The organism is Streptomyces sp. GC420, from assembly GCF_009916105.1.
Lineage (GTDB): Bacteria > Actinomycetota > Actinomycetes > Streptomycetales > Streptomycetaceae > Streptomyces.
On record NZ_JAAAXQ010000043.1, the window covers coordinates 1 to 11,931 of the forward strand.

At 70.9% G+C, this 11,931-nt stretch carries 10 protein-coding genes and 1 pseudogene; 9 read left to right on the top strand and 2 right to left on the bottom strand.

The features are described 5' to 3' along the window. Positions 1-150: pseudogene (locus GUY61_RS39885) on the bottom strand (GNAT family N-acetyltransferase); the annotation flags it as partial. Positions 151-248: 98 nt separating this feature from the next. Between GUY61_RS39885 and GUY61_RS08360 the strand changes: the two are divergent. Both GUY61_RS08360 and GUY61_RS08365 read left to right on the top strand, forming a co-directional pair. Continuing rightward, on the top strand, positions 249-1,535 hold the full coding sequence (locus tag GUY61_RS08360; RefSeq protein ID WP_166629433.1) for a geranylgeranyl reductase family protein: 1,287 nt from the start codon (positions 249-251) through the stop codon (positions 1,533-1,535). A 94-nt stretch (positions 1,536-1,629) separates the two neighbouring features. Beyond that, positions 1,630-2,271: a bifunctional 2-polyprenyl-6-hydroxyphenol methylase/3-demethylubiquinol 3-O-methyltransferase UbiG gene (locus GUY61_RS08365; protein ID WP_166629434.1), complete on the top strand. Its 642-nt coding sequence runs from the start codon at positions 1,630-1,632 to the stop codon at positions 2,269-2,271. Between the two features lie 156 nt (positions 2,272-2,427). On the opposite strand, the gene GUY61_RS08370 is transcribed toward GUY61_RS08365, so the two are convergent. After that, entirely contained in the window at positions 2,428-3,222 is a 795-nt protein-coding gene (locus GUY61_RS08370) for a C40 family peptidase (RefSeq protein WP_166629435.1), read from the bottom strand. A 758-nt stretch (positions 3,223-3,980) separates the two neighbouring features. Here GUY61_RS08370 and GUY61_RS08375 point away from each other — a divergent pair. From GUY61_RS08375 to GUY61_RS08405, 7 genes are all read left to right on the top strand, one after another. Next, positions 3,981-4,340 carry an NADH-quinone oxidoreductase subunit A gene (locus GUY61_RS08375; protein WP_166629436.1) on the top strand — a complete coding sequence of 120 codons (360 nt, stop codon included), beginning with the start codon at positions 3,981-3,983 and terminating at the stop codon, positions 4,338-4,340. 51 nt (positions 4,341-4,391) lie between these two features. Then, the gene (locus tag GUY61_RS08380) at positions 4,392-4,946 is read left to right on the top strand and encodes an NADH-quinone oxidoreductase subunit B family protein (RefSeq protein WP_031141109.1); all 555 of its coding nucleotides are present in this window, start codon (positions 4,392-4,394) and stop codon (positions 4,944-4,946) included. Continuing rightward, entirely contained in the window at positions 4,943-5,677 is a 735-nt protein-coding gene (locus GUY61_RS08385) for an NADH-quinone oxidoreductase subunit C (protein ID WP_166629437.1), read from the top strand. Before GUY61_RS08380 ends, GUY61_RS08385 begins: the two co-directional genes overlap by 4 nt. After that, positions 5,674-7,005, top strand: a complete 1,332-nt coding sequence (locus GUY61_RS08390) for an NADH-quinone oxidoreductase subunit D (protein ID WP_166629438.1) — start codon at positions 5,674-5,676, stop codon at positions 7,003-7,005. Before GUY61_RS08385 ends, GUY61_RS08390 begins: the two co-directional genes overlap by 4 nt. A 17-nt stretch (positions 7,006-7,022) precedes the next feature. After that, on the top strand, positions 7,023-7,805 hold the full coding sequence (gene nuoE, locus GUY61_RS08395; protein WP_166629456.1) for an NADH-quinone oxidoreductase subunit NuoE: 783 nt from the start codon (positions 7,023-7,025) through the stop codon (positions 7,803-7,805). Further along, positions 7,805-9,178 (top strand): NADH-quinone oxidoreductase subunit NuoF, encoded by a 1,374-nt coding sequence (nuoF, locus tag GUY61_RS08400; RefSeq protein ID WP_166629439.1) that lies wholly within the window; start codon positions 7,805-7,807, stop codon positions 9,176-9,178. Before nuoE ends, nuoF begins: the two co-directional genes overlap by 1 nt. A gap of 133 nt (positions 9,179-9,311) precedes the next feature. Continuing rightward, entirely contained in the window at positions 9,312-11,825 is a 2,514-nt protein-coding gene (locus GUY61_RS08405; RefSeq protein WP_166629440.1) for an NADH-quinone oxidoreductase subunit G, read from the top strand. Positions 11,826-11,931: the final 106 nt, after the last annotated feature.

The following is an 11,931-nucleotide window of genomic DNA, read 5'->3' on the forward strand; positions in this document are numbered from 1 at the left end:
CCCGAGGAGCGGCCCGAGTAGTGGCGCCCGCGGCCCGGAAGGCGCCCCGACGAACTCCATGACCTCCGGGTCGGCGAAGACCCGGTGCCACGCATAGGCGTCCTCGTCGGTCGGGACGCGCAGACGTACGGCTGGCGGCGGCTGGTGCATACGGGGAGCCCTTCCGGTAGGTGATCTCTCCTGCTGCATAGACTGCACATGTCCCGTGCCGTTCGGCACCCCTATTCAAGTCTTCGGGAGATCCCGCCGTGACCGAGACCCCTTCCGAGCACACCGCAGATGTGATCGTCGTCGGGGCCGGCCCGGCCGGATCGGCGACGGCCTACCACCTGGCGAAGGCCGGACTCGACGTCCTGCTGCTGGAGAAGACGGCCTTCCCGCGGGAGAAGGTCTGCGGCGACGGCCTCACCCCGCGCGCCACCAAGCAGCTGGTGTCGATGGGCATCGACATCTCCGAGGAGGCCGGCTGGCTGCGCAACAAGGGCCTGCGGATCATCGGCGGCGGTGTGCGGCTCCAGCTCGACTGGCCCGAGCTCGCGTCGTTCCCGGACTACGGACTCGTGCGCAAGCGCGACGACTTCGACGAGCAGCTCGCCCGGCAGGCGCAGAAGGCCGGCGCGCGGCTGCACGAACGCTGCAACGTCTCGGGCCCCGTCATCGACGACCGCACGGGCCGGATCACCGGCGTCGAGGCGAAGCTGGGCGAGGAGAAGACCCCGGTCACCTTCCGCGCCCCGCTGGTCGTCGCCGCCGACGGCAACTCCAGCCGGCTCTCCCTCGCCATGGGCCTGCACCGCCGCGAGGACCGCCCGATGGGCGTGGCCGTACGCACGTACTTCACCTCCCCGCGCCACGACGACGACTACCTGGAGTCCTGGCTGGAGCTGTGGGACCGCCGCGGTCCCGGCGAGGACCGGCTGCTGCCGGGCTACGGCTGGATCTTCGGCATGGGCGACGGTACGTCGAACGTCGGCCTGGGCGTCCTCAACACCTCCGAGTCCTTCAAGGAGCTGGACTGGCGCGAGGTGCTGAAGGCATGGTGCGCCTCCATGCCCGAGGACTGGGGATACACCCCGGAGAACATGACGGGGCCGATCCGCGGCGCCGCCCTGCCGATGGCGTTCAACCGCCAGCCGCACTACACCAGGGGCCTGCTGCTCGTCGGTGACGCGGGCGGTCTGGTCAACCCGTTCAACGGCGAGGGCATCGCGTACGCGATGGAGTCCGGCCAGATCGCCGCCGAGGTCATCGTCCAGGCGCACGCCCGGGCCACCCCGGCCCAGCGCGAACTGGCCCTCCGCGCCTACCCGAAGATCCTCAAGGAGACGTACGGCGGCTACTACACGCTCGGTCGCGCCTTCGTGAAGCTCATCGGCAACCCCAAGGTCATGAAGATCGCCACCCAGCGCGGCCTCACCCACCCCATGCTCATGCGCTTCACCCTCAAGCTGCTCGCCAACCTCACCGACCCCACGGGCGGCGACGCGATGGACCGGATCATCAACGGCCTGAGCAAGGTTGCCCCGAAGGCGTGAGTATTCCGTAACGCTGTGCGACGGGGGCTCCCGGACGGGTACAGTGCCCGAGCCCCAGCCCGGTGGACAAGCCGAGGTCTTCCGAGGAGCCCGTATGCCGCGCACACCGCACGAGGGGGAGGACGCCGTGTCCGCCCCCGAACCCGCCGAACCCGCCACGTCCTTCGAGTGGACCCAGTACCCGGGGCACGGGCCTGCCGAGGAGTTCCTCGGCAGGCCCGCGACCGCGCTCGAGCTGGGCTGCGGAACGGGTACGGCGGCCGCACATCTCGCCGGGACCGGCGTGAAGGTCACCGCACTCGACCTGGTGGCAGGCCAGATCGCCGAGGCCCGCGAACAGTGGGAGGGCACGGCCAACCTCGGGTTCCTCCAAGCGGACGCCCTCGACCACCTGGCGGCCACCGACGCCATCTACGACGCGGTGTACTCGATCTGGGGAGCGGTCTGGTTCATCGAGCCCGGCGAACTGCTGCCGCTCATCGCCCGCAGACTGGCCCCCGGCGGGGTGCTCGCCTTCTCCCAGGCCGAGCCCGACCCCGGTCGCTACGGGCCTACGACGACACGGGGCCGGGCTCCGGACGGCAGCCGGATCTCCGTGCGCCGCTGGAACCTCGCTCCGGAGACCTGGGCCGGACTCCTCGACCGCCACGGCTTCACGCACATCGGAGTGCACATCCACCCGGCGCCGCACCCCGGCGACATGGGCACCCTCATGGCACGCGCCCACGTGCTCTAGGCACGAGCCCGGGTGCCGGCACGCGGGACCGCCGGGCGGGCGGCGCGTCCGGCGACGCGGCAGGGCACGGCGAAGGGCCGTCGATCCGGGCGGAGGATCGGCGGCCCTTTCAGCGCGGTGGTCCGGCGCGGTGGCGCCGGCGAGCGTGGGGAGCGCTCAGAGCACGCGCATCGCCGTGGTCGGCATGTAGTACGACATCTCCTGGATGACGACGCCCTTGCTGGGATTCGCCGCGTCGAGGTACTTGCCGTCACCGATGTAGACGGCGACGTGGTACGCCGATCCGGTGCCGCCCCAGAAGACGAGGTCGCCGGGCTGCACGTCGGAGACGGCGACGGGGGTGCCGAAGGTCGACTGCTGCTGCGAGGTGCGCGGCAGGTTGACGCCGACGGTCTTGAAGGCGGCCTGGGTGAGCCCGGAGCAGTCGTACGCCGAGGGGCCGGTGGCACCCATCACGTAGGGCTTGCCGACCTGGGCCTTGAGGAAGGCGATGAGGCTGGCGACATTGCCGGTCGCCGCGGGGGCGTCGTACGAGGCGGTGGTGAGCGTCGTGCGCTCCGCGGACCGGGAGGCGGCCTGCTCGGCGGCGCGCTCGGCGGCGATCCGCTTGGCCTCCTGCTTCCGGGCCTCCTCCTTGCGGTCCGCCTCGGCCTTGGCCTTCTTGGCGGCCTTGGCGGCCTTCTCGGCCGCGGCGTCCTGCTCCGCCTGGAGCTCGTAGCCGTACGCCGCCAGCTGGGTCGCGTTCGCGGACTCGGCGGCCGTGGAGGCGAGGGCGTCGGTGAGCGTGGGCATCTCGATGGTCTGGGTGACCGGATCGGCGCTCGCCGTCCCGGCCGCCGCCACCGCGACGGTGCTGAGAACGCCACCGGCAACTCCGGCGCGCAGCGCGATCCTCGAGGCGCTCTGCGGGCGGGGCTTCCGGTGGCTTCGTATGTGAGCGGTTTGGGACATGTGGTCCTGGCTATCAAGGCGCCAGGGGTGTCCACAAGAAACGTGTTCTACGCCACAGTTGACTCGAACGGAGGTGAAGCGCGCCCGATTTGCCCGCCGTTGACTTGTGGCGATGTCCGGGCGCGCGAAGTCGATCAAGTCGATGATCACGCCTTTTCAGGGATACGCCCGAATTGCCCTTGGGGATACCACTCGTTGATACGCGTGGCCAAGCCCGCCTTTCCGGCGATCTCCGGAACGTGGCGCAGGTCACGAAACCGAAACGACGAGGACACGGCGCGGCGAGGAGTCGGAGACTTCGTGAACGCGTGCACGCACACCCTCCCGCGCGGGTGGTCCGCCGTCCGCTTCCGGTGTCGCCCGGGGCGCTCCCGGGACCCTCAAGGTGAGGGCCTCTCATATCACTTGCCGGTGTCCATCGCCAATTTGTGTGCAGTCAGCACGGTTTGATAGTGCGCCACCCCGTCCGACCAGCGGTAACGCGGGGGACCGTCACTGCTGGTGACCGCTCGTGTGCTTCTCGTGCGAAGATCGTCGATCACCCGACTTCATGATTCTTCGACGGGTGGTGGAGATCACAAATCCCAAGCCGTACCCCGTGTCGCAGATCACAGACCCGCAGGCATAGGATGCGGGGCAGCCGGGCTTGTGAACTGCCTCACATACGCACGATCTTCCGGGGAAGGCGAGTGGGCGGGGAGGGAGAACGGCAGGTCCGCCGGAGCACAGTCAGTGTCGACTGAGAGGAGCGAGGAGCGGTGAACGCCTATGCGCCCATCCTCGTACTGGGAGCCCTCGGGGCAGGCTTTGCGATCTTCTCCGTGGTCATGGCCACGCTTGTCGGTCCAAAGCGGTACAACCGGGCCAAGCTCGAAGCGTACGAGTGCGGAATCGAGCCGACGCCGACGCCGGCCGGGGGCGGGAAATTCCCGATCAAGTACTACCTGACGGCGATGCTCTTCATCGTCTTCGACATCGAGATCGTCTTCCTCTACCCCTGGGCGGTCACCTTCGACGCCCTCGGGATTTTCGGGCTCGTCGAGATGCTTCTCTTCGTCCTCACCGTCTTCGTCGCCTACGCGTATGTATGGCGCCGCGGCGGCCTGGAGTGGGACTGAAGTGACCGACGGGACGGAAGAGGACTGAAGGGCTGAAGGGCTGAGGGGCCAATGGGACTCGAAGAGAAGCTGCCGAGCGGTTTTCTGCTGACCACTGTCGAACAGGCCGCGGGCTGGGTACGGAAGTCCTCCGTCTTCCCCGCCACCTTCGGCCTCGCCTGCTGCGCCATCGAGATGATGACGACCGGCGCCGGGAGGTACGACCTGGCCCGCTTCGGCATGGAGGTCTTCCGCGGCTCGCCGCGGCAGGCGGACCTGATGATCGTCGCGGGACGCGTCAGCCAGAAGATGGCGCCCGTCCTGCGGCAGGTCTACGACCAGATGCCGAACCCCAAGTGGGTCATCTCCATGGGGGTCTGCGCCTCCTCGGGCGGCATGTTCAACAACTACGCGATCGTGCAGGGCGTCGACCACATCGTGCCGGTCGACATCTATCTGCCCGGCTGCCCGCCGAGGCCCGAGATGCTGCTGGACGCGATTCTCAAGCTGCACCAGAAGATCCAGTCCTCCAAGCTCGGCGTGAACGCCGAAGAGGCGGCCCGCGAGGCGGAGGAAGCGGCGCTCAAGGCCCTTCCGACGATCGAGATGAAGGGGCTGCTGCGATGAGTGAGAACAACGGTGTGAACCCCGAGAAGCAGCTGAGCGCCGAGAACCTGCCGGGACAGCGCGGCGAGGGCGGCGAGGAGATCCGCGTCCAGCGCGGCATGTTCGGCGCCAACAACGGCGGCGACACCTCCGGCTACGGCGGGCTGGTCCGCTCCGTACGGCTCCCCGGGCCGGCCGCCCGCCCCTACGGCGGCTGGTTCGACGAGGTCGCCGACGAGCTCGAGGGCGCGCTGGAGGAGCAGGGACTCGTCCCGGCAGGCGCCGTCGAGAAGACCGTCGTCGACCGCGGCGAACTCACCTTCCACATCGAGCGGGAGCACCTGGTGCGCGTGGCGCGGACCCTGCGCGACGACCCGGCCCTGCGCTTCGAGATCTGCACCGGGGTCAGCGGCGTCCACTACCCGCACGACAAGGGACGCGAGCTGCACGCCGTCTACCACCTGCGCTCGATCACCCACAACCGGCTGATCCGCCTGGAAGTCAGCGCCCCGGACGCCGATCCGCACGTCCCGTCCCTCGTCGAGGTGTATCCGACCAACGACTGGCACGAGCGCGAGACCTACGACTTCTTCGGCCTGATCTTCGACGGCCACCCCGCCCTCACCCGGATCATGATGCCGGACGACTGGCAGGGCCACGCGCAGCGCAAGGACTACCCCCTCGGCGGCATCCCCGTCGAGTACAAGGGCGCCCAGATCCCGGCTCCGGACCAGCGGAGGTCGTACTCATGAGCACTTCCCACGCCTCCCAGGCCTCGGCCCGCGAGACCACAGAGGGCACCGTCTACACCGTCACCGGCGGCGACTGGGACGAGGTCGTCCAGGCCGCGGCCCGGGCCGACGACGAGCGGATCGTCGTCAACATGGGGCCCCAGCACCCGTCCACGCACGGCGTGCTCCGCCTCATCCTGGAGATCGACGGCGAGACCGTCACCGAGGCCCGCTGCGGCATCGGCTACCTCCACACCGGCATCGAGAAGAACCTCGAATTCCGGAACTGGACGCAGGGCACCACCTTCGTCACGCGCATGGACTACCTGACGTCGTTCTTCAACGAGACGGCGTACTGCCTCGGCGTGGAGAAGCTCCTCGGCATCGAGGAGCAGGTGCCCGACCGGGCGAGCATCATCCGCGTCCTGCTGATGGAGCTCAACCGGCTCTCCTCGCACCTGGTCTGCATCGCCACCGGCGGCATGGAGCTCGGCGCCACGACGATCATGATCTACGGCTTCCGGGACCGCGAGATGATCCTGGACCTCTACGAGCTGATCACGGGCCTGCGCATGAACCACGCGTTCATCCGGCCCGGCGGACTCGCCCAGGACCTGCCCGCCGGAGCGGTGGACCAGATCCGCGAGACCGTCGGGAAACTGCGGAAGAACCTGCCGGAGTACGACAAGCTCGCCACCGGCAACCCGATCTTCAAGGCCCGCATGCAGGACATCGGTTACCTCGACCTCGCCGGCTGCATGGCCCTCGGCGTCACCGGCCCGATGCTCCGCTCCACCGGGCTGCCCCACGACCTGCGCAAGAGCAGCCCCTACTGCGGCTACGAGACGTACGAGTTCGACGTCCCGACCGCCGACAGCTGCGACGCCTACGGGCGCTTCCTGATCAGGCTCGAGGAGATGCGGGAGTCGCTGCGGATCGTCGAGCAGTGCCTCGACCGGCTGGAGCCGGGACCGGTGATGGTCGCCGACAAGAAGATCGCCTGGCCCGCGCAGCTGGCCCTCGGCCCCGACGGTCTCGGCAACTCGCTCGACCACATCAAGGAGATCATGGGCACCTCCATGGAGGCCCTGATCCACCACTTCAAGCTGGTGACGGAGGGCTTCCGGGTCCCGCCCGGCCAGGCCTACGCCGCGGTCGAGTCGCCCAAGGGCGAACTCGGCGCCCATGTCGTCTCCGACGGCGGCACCCGCCCCTACCGGGTCCACTTCCGCGACCCGTCCTTCACCAATCTGCAGGCCATGGCGGCCATGTGCGAAGGCGGCCAGGTCGCCGACGTCATCGTCGCCGTCGCGTCCATCGACCCTGTGATGGGAGGCGTCGACCGGTGAGCGACGTCCAGTTGGGAATGCCCGAACTTCCCGCACCCGGCTATCCCGCCGACGTGCGCGCGCGGCTCGACGCGGACGCCAAGGAGGTGATCGCCCGCTACCCGGACGCGCGCTCGGCACTGCTGCCGCTGCTGCACCTCGTGCAGTCCGAGGAGGGGTACGTCACCCGTACCGGCGTGCGCTTCTGCGCCGAGACGCTCGGCCTGACCACCGCCGAGGTCACCGCCGTGGCGACCTTCTACACCATGTACCGCCGCAAGGCCTCGGGCGACTACCAGGTCGGGGTGTGCACCAACACCCTGTGCGCGGTCATGGGCGGCGACGCCATCTTCGACGAGCTCAAGGAGCACCTCGGCGTCGGCAACAACGAGACCACCGAGGACGGCAAGGTCACGCTGGAGCACATCGAGTGCAACGCGGCCTGCGACTTCGCTCCCGTCGTGATGGTCAACTGGGAGTTCTTCGACAACCAGACACCCGAGTCGGCCAAGGCCATGGTGGACGACCTCCGCGCCGGACGCCCCGTCTCGCCCACCCGGGGCGCCCCGCTGTGCACCTTCAAGGAGACCGCCCGCATCCTGGCCGGCTTCCCCGACGAGCGGGAGGGCGCCGTCGAGGCGAGCGGCGGGGCGGGACCCGCCTCGCTCACCGGGCTCCGGCTCGCCAAGGGCGAGGCCGCCGGGCGGATCGTCTCCCCGCGCCACGCCGAGGTACCCGCCGGCCGGCCCGGCACTGATCAGCAGACCTCGGCCCCGGACCCCGCCGGTCCGGGCACCGCCGGATCCGAGGAGGGGGAGTGATGACCGTGTCCACCGAATTCGGGGGTGCCCCCCGGCCGGGAGCCGGCGGCACCAGCCCCGAGAAGCTGCTCTCACCCGTGCTGTCGGCCTTCTGGGACCAGGACGAGTCCTGGAGCCTGGAGACCTACCGCCGGCACGAAGGGTACGAGGGGCTGCGCAAGGCCCTGGCGATGGCGCCGGACGACGTCATCGCCTACGTCAAGGAATCCGGGCTGCGCGGCCGCGGCGGCGCCGGTTTCCCCACCGGGATGAAGTGGCAGTTCATCCCGCAGGGAGACGGCAAGCCCCACTACCTGGTCGTCAACGCCGACGAGTCGGAGCCCGGGACCTGCAAGGACATCCCGCTCCTCTTCGCGAACCCGCACTCCCTCATCGAGGGCATCGTGATCGCCTGCCATGCGATCAGGTCGAACCACGCCTTCATCTACCTGCGCGGGGAGGTCGTGCCCGTACTGCGGCGGCTGCACCACGCCGTCGCCGAGGCGCGCGCCGCCGGGTACCTCGGCCGGGACATCCTCGGCTCCGGCCTCGATCTCGAACTCACCGTGCACGCCGGCGCCGGCGCATACATCTGCGGTGAGGAGACGGCGCTGCTCGACTCCCTCGAAGGCCGCCGCGGCCAGCCGCGGCTGCGTCCCCCCTTCCCGGCCGTCGAAGGCCTCTACGCCTGCCCCACTGTCGTCAACAACGTCGAGTCCATCGCCTCGGTTCCCGCGATCATGAACAAGGGCAAGGACTGGTTCAGGTCGATGGGCAGCGAGAAGTCCCCGGGCTTCACGCTGTACTCGCTGAGCGGCCACGTCGCCAACCCGGGCCAGTTCGAGGCCCCCCTCGGCATCACCCTGCGCCAGCTCCTCGACATGAGCGGCGGCATGCGCCCCGGCCACCGGCTGAAGTTCTGGACCCCCGGCGGGTCCTCGACGCCGATGTTCACCGACGAGCACCTCGACGTCCCGCTCGACTACGAGGGCGTGGGCGCCGCCGGCTCGATGCTCGGCACCAAGGCCCTGCAGTGCTTCGACGAGACCACCTGCGTCGTGCGGGCCGTCACCCGCTGGACCGAGTTCTACGCGCACGAGTCCTGCGGCAAGTGCACCCCGTGCCGCGAGGGCACCTACTGGCTCGTGCAGCTGATGCGGGACATCGAGGCGGGCAAGGGCCGCGCCGAGGACCTCGACAAGCTCTGGGACATCGCCGACAACATCAACGGCAAGGCCTTCTGCGCACTCGGCGACGGCGCCGCGAGCCCGATCTTCTCCTCCCTGAAGTACTTCCGCGAGGAGTACGAACAGCACCTGGACGGCAGGGGCTGCCCCTTCGACCCGGCGAAGTCCACCGTCTGGGCGGACCGGCCCAAGGGGGTGACCGCGTGACCACGGCGCACCCGCAGTCCCGCGGCCGCGGCCCCTCGGCCGCCGCCGCACTCCCCACCGTCGGCGGCCCCGCCGCACGGCCGTCCGCGGGCGGAGCCACGCGGCCGGAACAGTCCCACTCGGAGGTGGACGCATGACCGTCACCACGTCCGCCGGCACCGCCGGAGGCGGAACCCCCGCGATCCCGCCGGAGGACCTCGTCTCCGTGACGATCGACGGCATCGAGACCAGCGTTCCCAAGGGCACCCTGGTCATCCGGGCCGCCGAACTCCTCGGCATCGAGATCCCGCGCTTCTGCGACCACCCGCTCCTCGACCCGGCCGGCGCCTGCCGGCAGTGCATCGTCGAGGTGGAGGGCCAGCGCAAGCCGATGGCCTCCTGCACGATCACCTGCACCGACGGCATGGTCGTCAGGACGCAGCTGACCTCGCAGGTCGCGCAGAAGGCCCAGCACGGGGTGATGGAGCTGCTGCTCATCAACCACCCGCTGGACTGCCCGGTCTGCGACAAGGGCGGCGAGTGCCCGCTGCAGAACCAGGCCATGTCGCACGGCAACGCCGAGTCCCGGTTCGAGGGCCGCAAGCGCACCTACGAGAAGCCAGTGCCGATCTCCACTCAGGTGCTGCTGGACCGCGAGCGCTGCGTGCTGTGCGCCCGCTGCACCCGCTTCAGCAACCAGATCGCGGGCGACCCGATGATCGAGCTGATCGAGCGGGGCGCCCTCCAGCAGGTCGGCACCGGCGAGGGCGACCCCTTCGAGTCGTACTTCTCCGGCAACACCATCCAGATCTGCCCGGTGGGAGCGCTGACCTCGGCCGCGTACCGCTTCCGCTCCCGGCCCTTCGACCTGGTCTCCTCGCCGAGCGTGTGCGAGCACTGCTCCGGAGGCTGCGCCACCCGCACCGACCACCGGCGCGGCAAGGTCATGCGCAGGCTCGCCCAGGACGACCCCGAGGTCAACGAGGAGTGGATCTGCGACAAGGGACGCTTCGCGTTCCGTTACGCGCAGCAGCGGGACCGGCTGACGACCCCGCTGGTGCGCAACTCCGAAGGAGTGCTGGAGCCGGCGAGCTGGCCGGAGGCGCTTCAGGCGGCCGCGGCCGGTCTGACGGCGGCCCGCGGCCGGGCCGGGGTGCTGACCGGAGGACGGCTCACCGTCGAGGACGCCTACGCCTACGCGAAGTTCGCACGGGTCGCGCTCGACACCAACGACATCGACTTCAGGGCCAGGGCACACTCCCTGGAGGAGGCCGACTTCCTCGCCGCGCGCGTCGCGGGGCGGGGGCGCGATCTGGACGGCAGCGGGGTCACGTACCGGCTGCTGGAGCAGGCACCGGCGGTGCTGCTCGCCGGCTTCGAGTCCGAGGAGGAGGCACCGGGAGTCTTCCTGCGGCTGCGCAAGGCCTGGCGCAAGCGCAAGCAGAAGACCTTCTCGCTCGCGCCCTTCGCCACCCGGGGCCTGGAGAAGGCCGGCGGTGTGCTGCTGCCCGCCGCGCCCGGCACCGAGACCGAGTGGCTCGACGCGCTGGCCGGCGGGGCCGGGCTGGACGGCGACGGACCCGCCGCCGCGGAGGCGCTGCGCACCGAGGGCGCCGTGATCGTCGTGGGTGAGCGGCTGGCCACCGTGCCGGGCGCGCTGACGGCGGCCGTGCGGCTGTCCAGCGCGACCGGCGCGCGACTGGTGTGGATTCCGCGGCGGGCCGGGGAACGCGGCGCCGTCGAGGCGGGCGCACTGCCCACGCTGCTGCCGGGCGGCCGCCCCGCCACCGATCCGCGGGCCCGCGACGAGGTCGCCGCCGTCTGGGGCGTCGGCCGGCTCCCGAGCCGCTACGGCCGCGACACCGGCCGGATCGTCGAGGCCGCGGCCACCGGCGAACTGGGCGCGCTGCTCGTCGCGGGCGTCGACCCGGCGGACCTGCCGGACCCGGCGCGGGCGATCGAGGCGCTCGACCGGGTCGGCTTCCTGGTCAGCCTGGAGCTGCGGCCGGGCGCGGTCACCGAGCGCGCCGACGTGGTGCTCCCGGTCGCCGCGGTCGTCGAGAAGGCCGGCACCTTCCTCAGCTGGGAGGGCAGGGCACGGCCGTTCGAGGCGGCACTGAAGCCCGACCAGATGACGCGGCGGCTCGCGCCGAGCGACGCGCGGGTGCTGCACATGCTCGCCGACGCCATGGACGTCCACCTGGGCCTGCCCGACGTACGGACCGCCCGTGCCGAACTCGGTCGGCTGGGCACCTGGGACGGACCGCCCGCCGGTGACCCGTCGGAGACCGCGGCGGCCCTGCCGCATCCCGACGGGGGCGAGGCGGTCCTCGCCGGTCACCGGCTGCTGCTTGACCTGGGCAGCCTGCAGATCGGCGACGAGGCGCTGGCGGGCACCCGCCACGCGGCCGTGGCCAGGCTCTCCGCGGCCACCGCGGCCGAGGTGGGCGTGGCGGACGGTGAGCCGCTCAGGGTCTCCGGGCCCGCGGGGTCGGTGACGCTGCCCCTGCGGGTGACGGCCATGCCGGACCGGGTCGTGTGGCTGCCGCTGAACTCCACCGGGCGCGGTGTCGCCTCCGACACGGGCTCGGGTCCGGGCGAGCCGGTCCGGATCGGGCCCGCCGGTCCGGAGGCGGCGGCCGCCCCGCAGCCGGAGGTGACCCCGTGAGCGCCGGGCCCGCGGCGGGCCTCGCACCAGTGGCCGCGCGGTCCGCGGTACCGGCCGCGGCGGCCGCGTCAGCCGGGGGCCCCGGCCCCCGTACCAGAGTCGTCCG